A 19,063-nucleotide genomic window follows, 5' to 3' on the forward strand; every position below is an offset into this window, starting at 1 on the left:
TGTCAGGGTCCCTGGACTCCGGGAACCTGGCAGGACGGGTCTTCGGAGAGTCCCTTGAGCTGGCGGTATCCCATGCCGCAACAGTCGCCGGTGATGTCCTCGTCCAGTGCGTCCGCCGGGTGCGGCACGTCGAGCGGCTGGACCTTGTTCAGGTCAATGGGATCCACCTCGTCGTCGATCCACATCAGACCGCCGATGGTGATCAGGTCCAGGTGGGCCCACGCCATGTACTCGACCCGGCTGAAGCTCTGGTTGTGCGCGCCGAACCCGAGGTGAAGACCGCAGCTGCGCTCGTTGATGTGCGAGTTCGTGGTGATGAACTCGCCGACACCGTGGTTCGTGCCGAGGCCGAACTCGCCGACGTTGCGACCGTTCGGGCTGTCCAGGCAGAGCTGGAACATCTCCTGCAGTTCCGGGCGGGCGCAGCTGACCGAACGGGCCTTGCCGGCCTCGATCTCCACCCTGGCCGGGTTGTCGGCCAGTTTCGCGTTCAGGTCGCTGATGATGTTGGCGTTGTAGGCGCCGTCGGCGACGAGGACGCCCTCGACGCCTGCGGGGTAGGTGGCGATCTCCCCGGCGGGCAGGATCGTGAAGCCGCCGGGACGCCACACTCCCCGGTTGCTGATCCACTGGTACTTCTCGCTGTCGAGGTCGACCGTGATGTCCGTGCCACCCTCGGTGGTCACGCGGACTCGCTTGGCGTTCTCCAAGCGGTGCAGCAACGTGCCGTTGAGCGACGACAACTCCATCGGACTGACGTTGAGCGCCTTGGTGAAGAAGTCGGCGGACGCGCTGATGATCCGCAGGATCATGATCTTGTCCTGGCCGTAACGGCTCAGCAGCGGCGCGAGCACGTCGAAGTGCGACATCGTGTCCCGCTCGAGGGTGATGATGACCAGCCGGCCCGGCAGCCTGGCCGGATCCGGCAGCACCTTGCCGATCCGCTCGGCGAAGCTGCTGTCCTCCAGCGGACGCATCGGAATGATGTCCGGGTTGAAACCGCGGTGCTTGAGTCCGAGCGCGACCCAGGCCGCGGGCTCGCGGCTGTCGGGCGTGTAGGTGATCACGAACTTGTCCTGGTCGCGGATCACCACGTAGTCGTCCAACAGCGAGCCGACACCCTCGAAGACCCGCTCGTCGGCCATCTGCGCAGTCATTGTTGCTCCTTGAATAGCGCCCGAAGTGAACGATTTCCTGGTCGGGTTGTGGTGGCTCCGCTGGCATGGCGCCGGCGGAGCCACCATTCTTTTGTCAACCCGCCGCGGCCATTACCCCGGCGGGTCGGCGATATCGCTTACTGCGTGGCCAGATACCAGGCGATGGTTCCGAACTCGGTCTGCTCGGCCCTGCCGGGCTCGGGCTCGGACTCGGCCATGGCGGTGAGTAGGGTCTGCAGCTCCTGAGTGTCAGGCATAGCTTGAACCTTCCTTCGAGACCATACCGACAACCTGCCGGCCTGCCCCATGCTTCTGCACGCCGTTCGCCCGTCGCGAGTGGTCAGTTCCTGCCATTGATCGGCACGGCATGAACCGGCCACCGTCAGCAATGGCGATTTATTGCTGCGCCTGTAGAGTCGCCAGGCGACGCCAAATATCGGCACAGCCGCTCGAAGTGACCTGGGAGCGCAGTATGACGACATCTTCAGCCGAGGAATATCTGCGAAATCAGCTCACCTCGTTCGAGATGAGCCCGGGCGCGACCGATGCCCTGGCGACCGTGTACCACCGACGGCTGGGCCGGCGCCTCTGGTCGAGCCTCGCCGAGCAGGGCACACCGCCGGCCGGACCCGATGGCTGGCGACAACTCACGTGGCTGCACCCGAGCGTCGTCCGAATGGTCACGACCGGCCCGATCGACGCCGACGCCCTGCACGCCGCCGATGCCAACGGCGCGATGTACACCGTGGCCGGCGGGCCGCCCCGGCCACCGCTGGAGCACCTGCCCGAGCGTGATGGCGTGCCCTGGCTCGAGGAAAGCGTTCGATACCTCGAACACGACATCCAGATGGTCGACGCCGCCCAGTCGTTGACGCTGTCCCGGCAATTGGCCGAGAGTTCCCAGCCACACGTCGACCAGGCTGTCGATGTGCTCGCCCACGTGTGGCCGGCCGCCGCGCAGGAGTTCCGGACTCTGGTGCAGTCGATCGCGTACGTCGACGGGACAGTGTTCCGATCGGCGACGGTCGAGCAGACGTACGGCGTCATCTACGCCGCGCCGCAATCGCTGGGCAGTGTGGCCGCCGCGTTCGAGATGCTGCTGCACGAGACCGGCCATCACGCCCTGTATCTGCGGAACTCGTTCGGGCCGTTCGTGCTCAACGGCTCGGCGCTTGCCTCGCATCCGCTGCGACCGGACCCGAGGCCGATTTTCGGCGTCCTGCACTCGGCGCACGTCCTGGCCAGGATGGCCACCGGCCTGCACCGCTGGACGGTGGACGCCGACGCTCCCGACGAGGCGCACGAGCGACGGGAGCAGGCGCTGAAGAACTTGTCGCAGAGCCTGGACGTCCTCGGCAGGGAAGCCGAGTGGACGACTCAGGGCATCGACTACTTCAAGGACCTTCGCGCGTGTGAGGACTCGTTGCGGGCGGCGTGACCGGTCCAGAAAGGGTGACCATGACAGGCCGATCACCATTGTTGATCGTTGTCGGCAGCGGCCATCGGGTGTATCACGAGTATCTGCTGAGCCTGATGGCCGAACACGCACGGGTGTGGCTGTTGCGGGATGCCGAGCCGACCTGGGAGAAGCTCTACATCGCCGGCTGCACGGTGGTGGACACCCACGATTCGGCGGCGGTGGTCGAAGCGGCCACGCGCCTTGCCGACAGGGTGACGGTCGACGGCGTGTTGTGTTCGGACGAAGCCAGGTCCGTGCCGAGTGCCCACGCCGCCGCGGCGCTCGGACTGCCGACCACCGGGGCAGAAGTTGTTGGCCGAAGCCAAAAGCCGGACGTGGTACGCGACGCGTTGGCCGCGGCCGGCGTCCCTTGTGTCGCCGAAGCCGAGCGACGTGCCGATGACCTCACCTTGGACCTGACCTTCGACATCGCCTGCGTCGACGGTGAACCGTTCCCCCTGTTCGTCAGCCGGCAGATCGACGCCGTCTTCCCCGAGTTGACAGGTTCGGGACATGTCGTGGATTCGACGTTCGCCGACGAGGAGATGACCGCCTTGGCAGTAGCTGCCCAGCGGGCGGTCGGCGTGCGATACGGCGTCACCCACACACGAGTACGACGCACTGCACGCGGTCCGAAGGTCGTCAGTGTCCACTGGGGACTGAGCGGTGACCTCGTGCCCTATGCCGCGTCGATCGCCGCCGGCGTCAACCCCGGCCGTGTCCTGGTGCAGGTCGCCCGCGGAATTCGTCCCGACCCGATCCCCGTGCGCGCCCGCCGCGTTGCCGCCGTCCGATTCCTCACCGCACAAGCGGACACCGCTCCCGGCCTGGTCCACGCGGACGAGACCCGGCTGCCGTCGTCCGTGGACGTGGCAGAGGCGTTCCCCGCGCCCGATCGGCGATCGACCGGGCCGGGTGGCGGAACTCGATCACTCCGTTACGCCTACAGCGTTGTCGTCGACGACACCGTCGAAGGGTGCGCACGGGCCCTCACAGCGGCCGAGAAGGCGTTCATGCCACGTTCGAAGGGAGAGTTTCGAGATGGAACCACTGGTGTACCCGATGCCCCGGTCCTGCCCGATGCGTCCGTCGGACCAGTACGTTGAGCTGCGTGCGGGCGCACCTCTCGCGAAGATCACTCTGCCCAGCGGGCGGACTGCCTGGTTGATCACGCGCTACGAGCACGTGCGCGGATTCCTCGCCAACCCGAACGTCACCACGAACCGGCTGCACCCCAATTTCCCTTTCTACCTCCCGCTGTCCCGAAAACTGAGGGAGGACGTCAACGCGTCCCTCATGAGCCTGGACCCGCCGGAGCACACGGTGCTGACCCGGATGGTGATCCCCGAGTTCACCCACAAACGCGCGCAGACACTGCGGCCGCGCGTGCAGAAGATCGTCGACGAGCACATCACGACCATGCTGAACGGCGACAGGCCGGCCGACCTGGTGGAAGCTCTCTGTCGCCCGGTCGCCTCGCAGGTCATCTGTGAGGTCATCGGCGTCCCCTACCACGATCGCGAACTCTTCCACTCGACCAGCAAGGTGATGGCCAGCCGGACCGCCACCTCGAACGAACGCGACGAGGCGGACGCCACGCTTCGGGGCTACCTCAGCGATCTGGTGGAGGAGAAGGCGAAGGAGGCCGAGGAACCGGGTGCCGTGCCGGGCGACCACCTGATCGGCCGGGTCATCGCCAAGAACCAGGAGAAGCGCGTCCTGGGACTGGAGGACATCGCCGCGTTGTGCGTGTCGCTCCTGAGCGCCGGGCACGAGACCACGGCCAACGTGATGTCGCTCGGCACCGTGCTGTTGCTCGAGAACCCCGAGCAGCTCGCCGCGATCCGGGCCGACCCGTCCCGCACACCGGGCGCCGTGGAGGAGATCCTGCGCCACACCAGCATCACCGACCCGAGTGGGCTGCGGGTGGCGCTGGCCGACATCGCGGTCGGCGACATGGTGGTGAAGAAGGGCGACGCCGTCGTCGTGTCCACCGCGGCGGCCAACTGGGACGACAGCGTCTTCGCCCGTCCGGAGAAACTCGACTTCGACCGCGACGCGGGGCAGCAGCTGGCCTTCGGCCACGGCATCCACCGGTGCGTCGCCCAGAACCTGGCCCGTGTCGAGATCGAGATCGTGTTCAACACCCTGTTCGCCCGGATTCCCGGCCTCCGGCTCGCCGCCCCCGTCGAGGAACTGTCCTTCAAGGACGGAGCGCTCCTCTACGGCATCCACACGTTGCCCGTCACCTGGTGACACGCCGTGTCGCGGGCGCGGGCGTGACCTCCGGAGAGCCTGCCGTCCGCTTGCTGGCTCCGCTGCGGGAACGACGCTTCGCGCTGTACCTCATCGGCCAGCTGCTCTCCCAGATCGGCGACGGCATCTATCTCGTCACGCTGCCGTTCGTCATGCTCAACCAGGGTGGCGGTCCGGCGAACCTCGGCGTGGTGCTGGCCTGCTACGGAACGGCCAGGCTGGCCGTGCTCCCGATCGGCGGAGCGCTCGCCGACCGCCTGGGCGCCCGGCCGGTGATGCTCGCCGCAGACGCACTCCGTGCCCTCGTCGTGCTCGGTTTCGCCGTGCTCGCCGCCAACGGTCACATTCCCCTTTGGGCCATGATCGCCGTCGCCGTTCCGTTCGGCGTGCTCGGCGGGATTTTCATGCCCGCCTCGTTCGCCGTACTACCGCAGATCGTGCGTCCCGAGTCGCTCGCCGCGGGCAACTCCCTGATTCAGATCATGCAGAGCACGTCGAGGATCGCCGGGCCGGCGCTGGGCGGAATGCTCGTCGCGTCGCTCAAGAGCGGCGTGGGACTGCTGATCGACGCGATCACCTTCCTGGTGTCCAGCCTGACCCTGATGGCGATCCGACCGTCCAGGCCGGCGGTCGAAACAGCCGATGAGACGGTGGCGCAGCACGCCGACGACAGCGACCGGCTGCGGACTTGGCGATCAGTGCTGCGGTATGCCGCCGGCTCTCCCCTGGTGAGCATGACCCTGCTGACCACGCTCGTGTTCAACCTCGCCGCCGTCGGCCTGATCGAGGTCGCGCTGCCGATCTTCGCCCAGGATTCGCTGGGCCGGGGAGCCTTCGGGTTCGGGGTCATGATGACCGGCCTCGGCGCCGGCTCGGTCGTCGGAGCACTGCTGGGCCCGGCGCTCCTTCGCCTACGTCGTCGCGGGCTGATCGCACTCTGCCTGGGCATCGCCGAGGGACTCGCTCTGACGGGTGTCCCGGTGGGCAGCTCGCTGGTGATGGCAACCGCGGCGATGTTCACCGCCGCGTCCTTGCAAGCCACGGTGAACGTCTTCTACATGACGATGCTCCAACAGACAGTGCCTGCCCGAGCGCTGGGGAGAGTCATGAGCCTGCTGGCCACCTGTGCCGGTCTCGCCTACCCCGCCTCCGCGTTGCTCGCCGGCACCGCACTGGGCACGGCCGACCCGGAGGTCGTGATCATCGTCGCCGGAATGGGCGTGTCCGCGGCCTTCTCAGTCGGATTCTTCAGCAGGCCGTACCGGAACCTCTGAGCGCACGCCGAGGCGCGCCCGGCAACCGCCGGGCGCGCCTTCGGAGAATCGCGTCACATGATGATGTTGAACATGTTCCAGCCGAAGCCGAGTTCCTCGCCCTGGCTGTAGGGCCGGCCGTTGTCGCGGACGATGTTGTTGGCGTACATCCACAACGAACCGTCGGGCTTGCGGGCGACGAGGTCGGAGAAGCCGTCACCGGTCACGTTCGCGCCGACGATCGTGTCGAACACGTTCCAGCCGCTGCCGATCTCCTGGCCCTGGTGGTAGGGCCGGCCGTTGTCGCGGATGATGTTGTTGGCGTACATCCACAAAGTGCCGTCGGGCTTGCGTCCCACCATCTCCGCGAAGCCGTCACCGGTCACGTCGGCCGCGGTCAGCGTGTCGAACATGTTCCAGCCGAAGCCGAGTTCCTGGCCCTGGTGGTAGGGGCGGCCGTTGTCGCGGACGATGTTGTTGGCGTACATCCACAACGAACCGTCGGGCTTGCGGGCGACGAGCTCGGCGAAGCCGTCACCGGTCAGGTCGGCGCCGACGATGGTGTCGAACATGTTCCAGCCGAAGCCGATTTCGCGGCCTGAGCCGTAGGGCATGCCGTCTTCCTTGCCGTCGTTGGCGTACAGCCACATCGAGCCGTCGGCGGGCTTGCGCGCCACCAGGTCCGTGTAGCCGTCGCCGGTCACGTCCGCGGTCAGGACGACGTCGAAGCCGTTCCAGCCGTGGCCGATCTCCTTGCCCTGGTGGTAGGGGCGGCCGTCGTCACGGATGATGTTGTTGGCGTACATCCAGATGGTGCCGTCCGGCTTGCGTCCCACCAGGTCCGTGAACGAGTCGCCGGTGATGCTGTGGTTGACGTCCGGCTTCTCGCCGCCGCCACCGCCGTCGCCGACGCCCACGGGGGAGATGTAGCCGTCGATGTCGCCGTTCGAGCGCTGGTAGCTCGACCGCCGGACCCGGCTCGGGCTGCCCTGGTTGCCACCGATGGTGTTGACCCTGGTGCTGGAGGAGCTCGTCACGATCGCCACGTGGTCGATCGGGTGGTCGTCGCCCGAGCTGTGGTCCCAGTCGAACACGATGGCGTCGCCGGGTTGTGGCTTGTACCCACTGGACCGTGAGTGGTACGTCCCGTTGTTCTTGCCGTAGGTCTTGAACGACTGCGCCCAGCCGTCGAGGCCCTTGAGGTCCGAGACGCCACCCTTCTTCCACACCCAGCGGGCGAACTCCGCGCACCACGCCATGCCGCAGCTGTTGTTGTAGCCGGGCGAACAGGCTGAGCCGCCGAGCTCCTCGGTGGCGATCTCGACGATGCGGTCTCTCGACGGGGCGGCGTGTGCGGGCGGTGCCATCAGGAGGGTGCCGGCCAGAACGGCCAGCGCCGCGGACAGCACGGTGCGGGTGGTCTTGCGCATGCCGGTGCGGACGGACCTGGTCTCTGTGCTGGCTCGGCTGATTCCTGAGCGGAACACGGGGTTCTCCTCGGCTCTGGTGCGGGATCCGGTCGGTGTCCGGCCGGTGATGGACCCAACATTCGCCAGGAGGGGTTTCAAGACGGTCCACGAAACCTTTAACCGCAGCACAGAACGCGTGCACATGGCGTTGTGCGACCCGAAGCGCGCCACCGGACGCGCCGGCCGCGTCCGGACGGACGTACGTGGCGTTAAAGAAAAATTCCAGTACGCGCGTGCACCGTCGTGCGACCGCGTGGTCGGAACGGTGAACCAGGAGGAGAATCGTTGGAGATGGTGTGGCTGTCGGATCCCGCTGTGGCGGCGGTCCCGGTGCGCGAGCGCGGCGAGCCCCTGGTCGACCTGCGCACTGTCGCCGCTCTTCGGCTCGACAGCCGGCTTGCCGACGAGGAGGGGCTGTACGCCCAGTTGCGGCTCGGTGTGGTGGACCGGCTGGTCACCGCGCAGACCTTGCTGCCACCGGAGCTGAAGTTGCTGATCGTCGAGGGGTACCGGCCGCAGGCGTTGCAGGTCGCGTCGTTCGAGTCGGCCGTCGCGGAGTCCCGTGCGCGCTCACCACAGGCCGGCGAGTCGGTGCTGCGACAGATGGCGAGCATGCGCAGCTCTCCTCCGGAGGTGGCGCCGCACGTCGCCGGGGCCGCGGTGGACCTGAGCCTGTGCACGGTGGACGAGATCGAGCTCGACCTGGGCACCGCGGTCAACGACACCGCGACGGAACGGTCCCACACCGACGATCCGACGGTGAACGCCACAGCGCGCCGCCACCGCGCCGTTCTCGCGCAGGCGTTGCGCGGCGCCGGACTGGTCAACTACCCGAGCGCGTGGTGGCACTGGTCCTACGGCGATCGGTACTGGGCGTACCTGACAGGATCCGCCCGAGCCCTCTACGGTCCCATTCTTCCCTGATATATCCGCATTTTCCGGAACCACGACCCCCCGGCGGGTGTGATCTACTAGCACCGGTGACGCTGGGGAGGTCACGATTTGCTGGAGTTCCGACTACTCGGTCCGGTCGAAGCCCTGGTGGGCGGCAGAGCCGTACCGCTCGGAGGTCTCAAGCCGCAGGTGCTGCTGGCCGCGCTGGTGCTGGAACGCGGTCGGGTGGTGCCGGCGAGCCGTCTCGTCGAGCTGCTGTGGGGTGAGGAACCGCCCGTCAGCGCCCGGTCGCTCATCCAGACCTACGTTTCCAAGCTGCGCAAGGCTTTCAGCGACCTCGGCGCGCCCGACGTCATCGTTTCCAGGTCGCAGGGCTACCTGGTCCGCCTCGACGACGCCCGCGTGGACGCCGACGAGCTCGCCGTCCTGCTCGCCAAAGCCCGGCAGCAGAGCCAGGTTCGCGGACACGACCAGGTGGCGCGGCTGCTGGCGGAGGCGGTCGCGTTGTCGCGTGGGCCCGCCTTGTCCGGCCTGCGGGACACGCTCCTGAGCGGTGAGGCGCGGCGGCTCGACGAACTGCTGGTGACCGTTGCGGAGGAACGCTTCGCGGCCGAGCTGGGCCTCGGCCGGTTCGACCACCTCGCCGAGCTGACCGTCGCGGTGGCCCGGCAGCCGGTGAACGAACGGCTGCGCGGGCAGCTGATGGTGACGCTGTACCGGCTGGGACGGCAGGCCGACGCGCTCGCCTGCTACCGGGAGGGCCGGGACGCCCTCGTCGACGAGCTCGGCGTGGAACCCGGCTCCGAGCTCGGCGCGATCCACTCCGCGATCCTGCGCGGCACCCTGGAACTGGCTCCGGTGAACGCGGCACCGGTCGCCCTGACCGCGCCGGCGACGGCGCCCGCGCAGTTGCCGGCGACGCTCGCCGACTTCACCGGCCGGGTGCGGGAACTCGCGGAGGTCGCCGCCGCGCTGCGCCTGCAGGCACCGGCCGTGCAGATCGTGGCCGGGCCAGGCGGGTGCGGGAAGTCCGCGCTGACCGTCCGCGCCGCGCACGAGGCGGCGGAGTCGTTCCCCGACGGCCAGCTCTACGCCGAACTCCGCGGCACGAGCGACCTGCCCGCGACCGCGGGCGAGGTCCTGGGACGATTCCTGACCGCGCTCGGGATGGACCCCGGTCAGCTGCCCGAGTCGGCGCAGGAACGCCAGGAGCTCTACCGGACGTTGCTCGCCGGGCGCCGGGTGCTCGTCGTGCTCGACGACGCCGCGTCCGAGGAACAGGTGCGGCCCCTGCTGCCGGGCGCCGCCTGCTGTGCCGTGCTCATCTCGTCGCGCGACCGCCTCGCGGGACTGGCCGGAGCGCTGTTCACCGAACTGGACCTCGTGACTCCCGGCGAGGCGTACGACATGCTCGCGCGGATCGTCGGCGAGGCGAGGCTGGCGGAGGACGTGGACTCGGCGCACCGGATCGTCGACGCGTGCGGACGCCTGCCGCTCGCGTTGCGGATCGCCGGTGCCCGCCTGGCCTCGCGGCGGCAGCTGCCGTTGCGCGTCCTCGCCGACCGCCTGACCGACGAACGCCGCCGCCTCAACGAACTCTCCGCGGGCGACCTGGCCGTGCGCAGCAGCATCGCGTTGAGCTACCGGGCGCTCGACGACCGGGCGCGCGCGGCACTGGGCCGGATGGGACACCTCGGCCTGCCCGACTTCTCCACCTGGGTGGTGAGCTGGCTGCTCGACACGTCCGAGGCGGACGCGGAGAAGGTCCTGGAGGTGCTCGTCGACGCGCAGCTGGCCACGTTGTCCGGTGCCGACGCGGCGGGAGTCCTGCGCTACCGGCTGCACGACCTGGTGCGGCTCTACGCCCGCGAACGAGCCGAGACCGACGAGCCCGTCGAGCTGACCGCGTCGATCGCCCGAGTCCTGGACGGCTGGATCGCCCTGCTGAGCCGCACTGCCGCGAACAGCCCACCGGCCGAGTCCACCTGGCGCCCGGCCGGCGGGCACCGCGAACCCGACGGCGTCACCGCCATGGCCGAACGCCTGTCCGGCGACCTCGACGCCTGGCTGCTGGGCGAGGAACCGGCGTTCGCGGTGGCGGTGGAACGCGGCGCTGCCACCGGCCTGCACCGGCACGTGTGCGACTTCGTCTCGGCCCACACCGCGATCGAGCAGGTGACCAACTGCTACGACCTCCGCGACCGGATCATCGGCGTCGCGATGACGTCGGTCCAGCACGTCGGCGACCCCGGCCTCGCCGCGGACGTGCTGGCCGAACTCGCGCGCCTGCGGTTCTTCCAGGACCGCTTCGCCGAGGCCCGCCAACTCTTCGGCGAGGCGCTGGGCCGCTACCGCGAGCTGCACGACGTGCGCGGCCAGGCCGCCTCACTCACCGGGATGGGCCTCGCGTGCCGCGAACCCGGACACCTGACCGAGGCGGTGCACTTCCTGAGCCAGGCGGCCACCCTGTCCCAGGCGCTCGACGACCAGGTCGGCATCGGGCACGTGCTGCGGATCAGGGGTTCGGTCCACCTGGAACTGGGCGAGTACGACGAGGCGCGGGCGGACCTGGAGCAGTCACTGGAGGCGTACCGGCGGGCCGGCAGCAGACGAGGGATCGCATTGTCGTTGCGCAGCATGGGTCTCTACCACCGGGCGCGCGGCGCCTACGAGACGTCCATGGCGGTGTGCGCCGACGCCGCCACGATCTTCGCCGAACTCGGCGACGACCTCATGCACTCCTATGCCGTGCGGGCACACGCCAAGGCGCAGATGCGCATGGGAAACAGCGCGGAGGCGCTGCCCCGGCTCGAAGCGGCGCTCGCCACCGTCCGCGCCAAGGACGACCGCTGGGGCCAGGCCATCACCCTGCGCGTCCTCGGCCAGCTGCACCTGGCTGAGGGACGGCTGGACCTCGCGCAGGACTACCTGGACGCGGCGATGTCGATCTGGGACGCCATGGAAACACCACTGTGGCGGGCCCGCACCGAGCACGACCTCGCACTGCTGCACAGGATCCGGGGTGACGAGGAGGCAGCGGACGCGGCGTTCACGCACGCCCGGTCGGTGTTCCGCGCGCGAGGGGCACGGGAGTACACGGAGCACGCCGAGCTACCGGTGTAGCCGTCGGCGTCCTGCGCGGCACGGCCTGAGCGCGGAGGCCACCGCGCTGCGCTGACGGCCGGCACCTCGTCCGGGCACGCCTGCGTCTGTTGATCAACCGCGACGGCGTGATCGCTGCGGGAGTCGGGTGGTCCGCCGGCTTCGGACAGCTGCGCCTGACCGCGCCAGGAAGTCGCCCAGCATCATCACTGTCCGGCTGGGGCTTGGTCGCGGCGGGGAGCGGGTGGCGGTGAATTCTGCTGGGGTGGCTCACAGCGGAAGCAGGTGGCGTGCTCGTCGTCCAGCGTTTCCAGGTGTCGGCGTGCGTAACCGACTTCGATCATGCCTTTGGGGTACAGGTCGACCGCTTCACGCCAGCGCTGCTCGGCCTCGTCCACGTGGCCGCGGGCGTGGGCCACGTGGGCGAAGCCTTCCAGGGCGCGGGCGCGGTAGCGGGCGAAGGAGTAGTTGGCCGCGGTTTCCTCGGCCTGTGCGAAAACCTTCTCGGCGTGGTCGATGTCCTGGGCGGCCAAGGCAGTTTCGCCGAGGGCGTTGAGCACTTCGCATTCGACTCGGTGCATCTTCAGCCGGCGGCCCGAGGTCAGGGCGAGACGGCCGTGGTCCAGGGACTTGTCGAAGTTGCCGAGAGCACGGTGAACGGCGCACAGGCCCAGGCGTGCGAGCGCCTCGCCCGGGCCGTAGCCGCGAGTTCTGCACTCGGACAGCATTTCGTCCAACATCCGCACGGCTGATTCGTGGTCGCGCTTCGCGTGGTGCACGGTCGCGATGTTCCACGTGGCCAGCAGCACGGTTTCCTGATTGTCAGGAGGGGTTCTGGCCAGGGCCTCGGTGAAGTGGTTCAGGGACTCGTCGTACCTGCCGAGGTCGCGGTACACCACGCCGAGGTTGTTGAGGATCACCCCGTGGTTCAGGTCGTCGGTGTCGTCGGCGATGAGGGCCTGCGCGGCGAGGAAGTCCTGTTCGCCCTCCTCGAGGAGGTCCAGGTCGACCCGCATGAAGCCCAGTTCGACGAGCAGCGAGCACCTCTTGCGGCGGTCGCCGAGCTGATCGGAAAGCTCGATGGCGCGCCGGAGGTGGCGGACCGCCTCCTCCTTTCTGCCGTGTTCCCGGCACACGGCGGCGAGACCCTGCCAGCAGATCGACTGGCGGAGGACATCACCTTCCTTGTCGGCAGCTTCGGCGGCGAGCGTGTAGAGCTCATGCGACCTGCCGCCGTAGTTGATGGCCCGCAGGTACGTCTCCAGGGCGGACACGAGTTGCCACGTATGGCTGTGCCAGCCGTTCTGCGCCGCGTAGCGCACGGTCGCGTCGAGGTTCGGGAATTCCTGGTTCAGCACGGCGGCGGCTTCGGCAGGGGAATCAGCCCGCCGCGTCGGCTGGAGGCTGTGGACTCTTGTGCGGGCGGTACCCGCCGAGAGCGCGAGGGACCACGTTTCGATAGCGGACAGGTAGTAGTCGAGCAGGCGTTGAATTGCGGCGCGTTGCTCGTCCTCGTCGTCGGTCTCGGTGACCAACTGGAAGGCGCAGTCACGCACCAGGTCGTGGAAGTGGAACTGGTCGGACGAGTTCTGCTTCACCAGATTGGCTTCGAACAGCGCGTCCAGGCACGCCTCCGCCTGCTCTGGTTCGATGTCGGCCAGCGCCGCGGCCGAGTACGTGTCGAAATGGGTGCCCGGATGCAGGCTCAGGAGCCTGAACACCTTGCGCTGCGAGGGTGAGAGGTACTGATAGGAGAGCTTCAGCACCGACATCACGTTGCGGTCCTCGACCTGCAGGAAGCGCACCCGCTGCTTGTGGTCCCGCAGGCGGGTGACGAGATCGGTGGCCGTCCAGCTGCTCCTGTCGCGCAAGCGCGCTGCCGCGATGCGGATCGCCAGCGGCAGGTAGCCGCAGAGCCGCACGATCTCCTCGACGGCGTCCGGCTCGCGTGCCGTCCGCTGCTCGCCCACCACCTTGGTGAGCATGTCGACCGCTTCCTGCGGCGTCAGGACGTTGAGCGACATCGGCGTCGCGCCGTCGAGTGCGGAGAGCCGGCGCCTGCTCGTCACGAGGACGAGCACTCCCGCCTGGCCAGGTAGCAGCGGGCGAACATGGGCCGCGTCGACCGCGTTGTCGATCAGCAGCAGGCTGCGCGTCCCGGCGAGCCGGGAGCGCCACAGGGCACTGCGGTTCTCGATGCCGGACGGGACCAGCTCGGGCGGGACACCGATGTCGCGCAGCAACTGGTCGAGGGCCTGCTCGGCGGTGATGGGCTCGACGCCGGTGGTGAACCCGTGCAGGTCGACGAAGTACTGACCGTCCGGATAGGACTTGCTGATCTGGTGAGCGAGGTGGACTGCGAGGGTGGTCTTGCCGACACCACCCATTCCGTCGATCGCGGAGATCACGAGTGTGGTCGGCTGCTCGCGGCCGACTTCGATCAGCAGCTGGGCGAGTTCGGCTGACCGGCCGGAGAAGTCGCTGGTGTCGTAAGGAAGATACGACTTCGACGGATGCTGCGCGTCCGATCTCAAGGGAACAGTGCTCGCTGGAGGCCGCGCCGGCGTCGTGACCGAGCCGTTCAGGATGGACAGGTGCAGCTCGCGCAGCGCGTCACCGGGATCGATGCCGAGTTCGTCGGCCAGCACCCGCCTGCACTCCTCGTACACGGTGAGCGCGTCGGCCTGTCTGCCGCTCATGTACAGCGCCCGCATGAGGCTGCCGCGCAGGGACTCTCGCAGCGGATGTTGGCCGACGAGTTGGGTGAGCTCGCTGATGAGAGAACTGGACTCGCCGGACCGCAGGCGCCAGACGAGCAGCTGTTCGAGGGCGGTGAGTCTGCTCTCGTTCAGACTCGCCGCCGTCGTGTCGATCAGCACGCCGTCCAGGCCGCTCAACGCCGTGCCGCGCCACTCTGCCAGTGCGCACCGGAGCAGCTCGATCGCTCCTGCCAGATCGCCGCGTGACTCGGCCTCGTACGCCGCACGCGTGCGACTCTGAAAGGCGTGCAGGTCGATGGCTTCCTCGGCCACTTCCAGGCGATAGCCGATGTCGGTCCGGGTCACGCGCACGTCGTCGGCGGCGTCCTTGAGCTTGCGGCGCAGACTGCCGATGGCGTTGTGGATCTGCTGGCGCACCGTCTGCGGCGGTTCGTGCCACAACTCTGCGACGAGCTGGTCGACCGGTACGACCCGGTTCGCGTTGAGCAGCAGGATCGTGAGGAGCTTCCGCTGGCGCGCGCCGTCGATTTTGACCGGATTGCCGGACAGCACGACTTCGAGTGGGCCCAGCAGACGAAACTCCGCATTCACCAGTTGAGCATACTGATCGCGATGACCTTGAGTAAGGTACGAGTAGCGTTTGAGTAGCGGAACGGGCGAGCATTGCGCCGACTCCGGCATTGGTGCTGGGCTCGTACAGAGAGTTGCCGAACAATCTCGGGGGGACCGGATGAGCAAGAAACTGATCGCCGGTGGGGTCGCCGGAGCGGCAGTGTTCGCCGCGATCTGGGCGACGGGCCTCGCGTCCGCAGAGGAATCGGGTGCACCCGCGGTCACCGCGGACCACAACACCGTGTTCACGCAGGATCCGCCCGGTGACTCGAGCCTCGGCCGGCCGACGAAGGACAACGTTCCTGCCAAGTGACCGCCCTCAGTCGCCCGCGCGACGTCGAATCCGCGGGCACCGCGCGAGGACTCGCGTTCGCGGCGATCGTGCTGGCGGCAGGTTTCACGTTCGGATTGCTCGCCCAGCTCGGGGTTCCCGGGCTGGGCGGCTTCGCCACCATCTGGCCGCAGCGGTGGGAGTTCTTCACCGGGCTCGACCGTCCGTCTGTCGTGCCCTATCGGCTCGCCGGGCCGGGCCTGCCGTTGTCGTCGTGGGAAATGCAGGGCAACGGAGGCCTCAGTCGCACGGCTGAGATCGGCAACCTCCAGGCGAGGAAGTTGGCCGAACGCGTGCCGGAGGCGTACTGGCAGACCTGTGTCCGGGAGAACGCTGTCGACTGCGGTCTCGATCTGGACCCGGACGTCGCACACCGGATGAAGAACCAGATGGCCGGTCTCCAGTTGTGCGGCAGGGTCGCTCTTGCCGCGGAGTGGACGGACGTACCGCCGGCGGGGAAGCTGCCTGCGCCACCAAGACGAGTCCATCGGATCGCCGTCGTGGAGTTCGAATGTGTGCCATGAGGTGGTTCGCCGAACTGCGCCGGCGGTGGGTGAGTGCCGCCGACGTGACCGAGCCGAGAGGACCGGCACTCGCCGTCGGTCGGAGTCTGCTCGCCCTCGCCCAGTTGGCCACCCTCGCCTTCAACTCGGACGGTGTGCTCTTCGCCCAGCCGGATGGCATGCGCTGCAATGGGCTGAGCTCGCTCTCGATGTGGTGTCTCGCGCAGGAGACCAACCACGGTCTGCTCGTGATCCGGATCGTCTCGATCTCGGTGTTGCTCGTCGTGTTGTCGGGATACCGGCCGAGACTGACCTGCGTTCCCCATTGGTACGTGACGTTCTGCATGACCGCCGCGATGCCCATGGCGAACGGAGGAGACCGCGCCCTGCAGATCGCAACGCTGTTGCTGATTCCGGTGTGCCTCGGCGACGACCGGACGTGGCAGTGGGGGCGTCCCCGCTCGCCGCTGCCCGCGCAGTGGCGCGGCGCGTCGTTCGCCGCGGGGATCACTCTTCGCCTGCAACTCTCGGTGATCTACGTCATCGGCGTCGTGTCGAAGCTGACCGATCCCTTGTGGAGGCAGGGAAGTGCGATGCTGGCGATCGCGCATCACCACGTCGCCGGGTTCCCTCGTCCGGTGTTGAACCTCCTCGAACTCCCGCTGCGGTCCTACTGGATCGTCGCGGCCGCGAGCTGGTCGGTGATCGCCGTGCAACTGGCGATCGCCGTGCTTGTCTGGTGCGGGCTGCGGGCGAGGCGGTGTGCCCTGGTGGCCGGCGTGGGCCTGCACGCCGGAATCATGTTCTTGATGAGCCTGCCCGTCTTCGGCTTGGTGATGATCAGCGTGCTTCTCGTGGTGTGCGCGCCGTGGCGTCAGGTCGTGCACAACGAAGGGACCGGTAGTGAACTCGAACATCGAGCTCGAAGCGTTCGATCCTGATCAGTCGGAGCAGGGCGATCTGCTTGCCTGGTACGAGTTCGCGATCGCCGTGCGGAAAGACGAGAAGCCCGATCGGCGGACACTCCCCTTCGACGAATGGATCGACGACCTGCGGCTGCCCGACGCGGGACGTGGTCCGCGCGAATTCTGGGGTGCGCGCCTGGACGGCGAGCTGGTGGCGACGGCCCAGGTGTACCTGTTGGAAGGCGAGAGCGACCAGGTCGCGCTGACGAGCATCACGGTCGCCCCCGACCGGCGGCGCGCGGGCGTCGGCACCACCGTCCTGCATCTGCTGCTACCGCTGCTGGAGGCGCGCGGCAGGACGGTCGTCGAGGGCTGGGATCTGGCAGAGGACGGTCCCGGGCACCGCTGGGCGACCGCCGTCGGCCTGCGCACCGCCAAGTCGATGGTGGTCCAGTGGTTGCACCCGGCGGACGTGGATCCGGCGACCTGGGACGTGCCCGTCCCCGCCGGGTACCGAGTGGTGGACTGGTCCGGCGTGGTGCCGGATGAGCTGGTGGACTCGTTCGCCCGCGCTCTCACCGCCATGCGCGACGCGCCGATCGGCACGTCCGGTGTGCCGTTTCCGGTGTGGACGGTTGACCGGGTCCGGGAGGCGGAGGCGGAACTGCGCGAGAGCGGCATCGACCGTCGCGGTGTGCTCGCGGTGAACGAACTGACGGGCGAGGTCGCCGCGCTGACCCTGCTGGACTTCTACCCGACGTTGCCCACCTGGGGCGTTCAGCGGGACACCGTGGTGGTCCCCTCCGAGCGCGGCCATGGGCTCGGGCTGTACGTCAAGGCCCGGATGCTGCGGTGGCTGCGGGAACAACGACCGGAGATCGACCGCGTGCACACCGGGACCGGCAGCGACAACGAGCACATGATCAGGATCAACCATCTGCTCGGCTACCGGACGACCGGCGTCTCCGTCGGGGTCAACGCGAAGATCTCCGATTTGCGTGATCGTGGTGTTGAAGTCGCAGTTCAGGAGATCGAGTAGCCGACGAGTTCCGTTCGCGTAGCGCGGGACGGCAGCCTGTTCACCAGGTGCCCGCGCTGGGGGTGCGGGCACCAGAGGTTCTTCTCGCCTCGCCCTCGTCAGCCACCACCGGATCATCGCCAGTTCCGGTGGTGGCGGGCCGAGGTGCAGGAACCCCACCAGATGGGTGGCTCTGGTCATCTCGACGTACAGGCCGTTGTGACCGCGCGGGCCGCTGGTGGGATGGTGGTCGGGTCGACGATCAGGACCGAGTCGAACTCCAGTCCCTTGACCGTCGGTGTGCAGTGCTGATTGCGGTCGAATGCGGGCCTTGGGGGGACGATGAGCGTTGACCGGTTTGTTGTTGGCCCAGACGAGGGTGAACGCCCCAGCGCGCTGAAAGGTGCTGGTCTTCGTTCGGGGGAAGCAGCTCCAGAACAAGTTCCAATCGAACTGTTGCTCCCTGCGGACTCACCGCGGCTCTCGGGGGAGAAGATCGAACATGCGCGGCTGCTCGCGGGCGTGGGCGTGCTGCTGCCACCCATCGTCGTGCACCGCTCCTCGATGCGGGTGATTGATGGCATGCACAGACTAGAAGCTGCACGGATGCGTGGTGACGACACCATCGCTGTGCGGTTTCACGATGGTCTGGACGTTGATCTGTTCGTGTTGGCGGTTGAACTGAACCGAGCACACGGCCTGCCGCTGTCTCGTGCCGACCGACGAGCGGCGGCACAACGCATCATCGAGTCGCATCCCGAGTGGTCGGACCGCCGTATCGCGAGTATCGCCGGACTTGCGGCGGCCACGGTCGGATCGATCCGCCGGTGTTCAACCGTTCAGTCCGAGCAGTCGAACACCAGGGTTGGCAAGGACGGCCGGATTCGGCCCAGCGATGGCGGAGAGGGCAGGCGTCGGGCTGGCGAGTTGCTCACCGAAAACCCGGCCGCCTCTCTGCGTGACATCGCCAGAGCAGCAGGGGTTTCGCCTGCCACGGTCGGGGATGTGCGTGCACGACTGGCTCGTGGCGAGACACCCGACATCCGGCGGCAACCGGTTGTTGCCGCCGCCGGAGCTCCGGACGTGCCGCACGAGAACGCCGCCGGCGCGGTGGGTCTCATGACCAGCTTGAAGCGGGATCCCTCTCTGCGCTTCACAGAGCTCGGCCGAGTCCTGATCCGGCTTCTGGACTGCTCCTCGATGGACGTGAAGCAACTGGACGACCTGGTCAGGTCCGTTCCACCGCACCAGCGCGCCACCGTCGTGCGGTTGGCGCACGAGCGCGCGGGCGTGTGGCGGACCTTCGCGGACCGGCTGGGACGGGAGTCCGACACCGAGATGCGGTCAGCGTGATCGGACTGCTTCCGGCGGGCGCCGGCCTCAA

The 19,063-nt window shown here is 68.2% G+C and carries 14 protein-coding genes; 11 read left to right on the plus strand and 3 right to left on the minus strand.

What is annotated here, in order from left to right:
• Window positions 1-2: 2 nt before the first annotated feature.
• Window positions 3-1,157, minus strand: coding sequence for a M29 family metallopeptidase (locus SK854_RS32825; protein WP_319979010.1), 1,155 nt, complete (start codon window positions 1,155-1,157; stop codon window positions 3-5).
• A 472-nt stretch (window positions 1,158-1,629) separates the two neighbouring features.
• Between SK854_RS32825 and SK854_RS32830 the strand changes: the two genes are divergently transcribed.
• The 4 genes from SK854_RS32830 to SK854_RS32845 all read left to right on the plus strand — a co-directional run bounded on the left by SK854_RS32830 (window position 1,630) and on the right by SK854_RS32845 (window position 6,146).
• Window positions 1,630-2,595, plus strand: coding sequence for an aKG-HExxH-type peptide beta-hydroxylase (locus tag SK854_RS32830; RefSeq protein WP_319979011.1), 966 nt, complete (start codon window positions 1,630-1,632; stop codon window positions 2,593-2,595).
• A gap of 95 nt (window positions 2,596-2,690) precedes the next feature.
• Window positions 2,691-3,722: a hypothetical protein gene (locus tag SK854_RS32835; protein ID WP_319979012.1), complete on the plus strand. Its 1,032-nt coding sequence runs from the start codon at window positions 2,691-2,693 to the stop codon at window positions 3,720-3,722.
• Window positions 3,658-4,872 (plus strand): cytochrome P450, encoded by a 1,215-nt coding sequence (locus SK854_RS32840; protein WP_319979013.1) that lies wholly within the window; start codon window positions 3,658-3,660, stop codon window positions 4,870-4,872. The genes SK854_RS32835 and SK854_RS32840 overlap by 65 nt, the downstream gene beginning before the upstream one ends.
• Entirely contained in the window at window positions 4,869-6,146 is a 1,278-nt protein-coding gene (locus tag SK854_RS32845) for an MFS transporter (RefSeq protein WP_319979014.1), read from the plus strand. Before SK854_RS32840 ends, SK854_RS32845 begins: the two co-directional genes overlap by 4 nt.
• A 53-nt stretch (window positions 6,147-6,199) precedes the next feature.
• On the opposite strand, the gene SK854_RS32850 is transcribed toward SK854_RS32845, so the two are convergent.
• Window positions 6,200-7,612, minus strand: coding sequence for an FG-GAP-like repeat-containing protein (locus SK854_RS32850; protein ID WP_319979015.1), 1,413 nt, complete (start codon window positions 7,610-7,612; stop codon window positions 6,200-6,202).
• 273 nt (window positions 7,613-7,885) lie between these two features.
• On the opposite strand from SK854_RS32850, the gene SK854_RS32855 reads away from it, so the two are divergent.
• Entirely contained in the window at window positions 7,886-8,518 is a 633-nt protein-coding gene (locus SK854_RS32855; protein WP_319979256.1) for a M15 family metallopeptidase, read from the plus strand.
• A gap of 78 nt (window positions 8,519-8,596) precedes the next feature.
• On the plus strand, window positions 8,597-11,611 hold the full coding sequence (locus SK854_RS32860) for an AfsR/SARP family transcriptional regulator (RefSeq protein WP_319979016.1): 3,015 nt from the start codon (window positions 8,597-8,599) through the stop codon (window positions 11,609-11,611).
• A 185-nt stretch (window positions 11,612-11,796) separates the two neighbouring features.
• Here the strand turns inward: SK854_RS32860 and SK854_RS32865 are convergent, their stop codons facing one another.
• Window positions 11,797-14,901 carry an AfsR/SARP family transcriptional regulator gene (locus SK854_RS32865; RefSeq protein WP_319979017.1) on the minus strand — a complete coding sequence of 1,035 codons (3,105 nt, stop codon included), beginning with the start codon at window positions 14,899-14,901 and terminating at the stop codon, window positions 11,797-11,799.
• 139 nt (window positions 14,902-15,040) lie between these two features.
• On the opposite strand from SK854_RS32865, the gene SK854_RS32870 reads away from it, so the two are divergent.
• The 5 genes from SK854_RS32870 to SK854_RS32890 all read left to right on the plus strand — a co-directional run bounded on the left by SK854_RS32870 (window position 15,041) and on the right by SK854_RS32890 (window position 19,032).
• Window positions 15,041-15,235, plus strand: coding sequence for a hypothetical protein (locus SK854_RS32870; protein WP_319979018.1), 195 nt, complete (start codon window positions 15,041-15,043; stop codon window positions 15,233-15,235).
• Window positions 15,232-15,777 (plus strand): hypothetical protein, encoded by a 546-nt coding sequence (locus SK854_RS32875; protein ID WP_319979019.1) that lies wholly within the window; start codon window positions 15,232-15,234, stop codon window positions 15,775-15,777. Before SK854_RS32870 ends, SK854_RS32875 begins: the two co-directional genes overlap by 4 nt.
• Window positions 15,774-16,697 (plus strand): hypothetical protein, encoded by a 924-nt coding sequence (locus SK854_RS32880; RefSeq protein ID WP_319979020.1) that lies wholly within the window; start codon window positions 15,774-15,776, stop codon window positions 16,695-16,697. The genes SK854_RS32875 and SK854_RS32880 overlap by 4 nt, the downstream gene beginning before the upstream one ends.
• On the plus strand, window positions 16,660-17,700 hold the full coding sequence (locus SK854_RS32885; RefSeq protein WP_319979021.1) for a GNAT family N-acetyltransferase: 1,041 nt from the start codon (window positions 16,660-16,662) through the stop codon (window positions 17,698-17,700). The genes SK854_RS32880 and SK854_RS32885 overlap by 38 nt, the downstream gene beginning before the upstream one ends.
• Window positions 17,701-18,135: 435 nt before the next feature.
• A complete protein-coding gene (locus tag SK854_RS32890) occupies window positions 18,136-19,032 on the plus strand; it encodes a ParB N-terminal domain-containing protein (protein ID WP_319979022.1) in 897 nt (298 codons plus the stop codon).
• The last annotated feature ends 31 nt before the right edge of the window (window positions 19,033-19,063 follow it).

The organism is Lentzea sokolovensis (assembly GCF_033949975.1).
GTDB classification, from domain to species: domain Bacteria; phylum Actinomycetota; class Actinomycetes; order Mycobacteriales; family Pseudonocardiaceae; genus Lentzea; species Lentzea sokolovensis.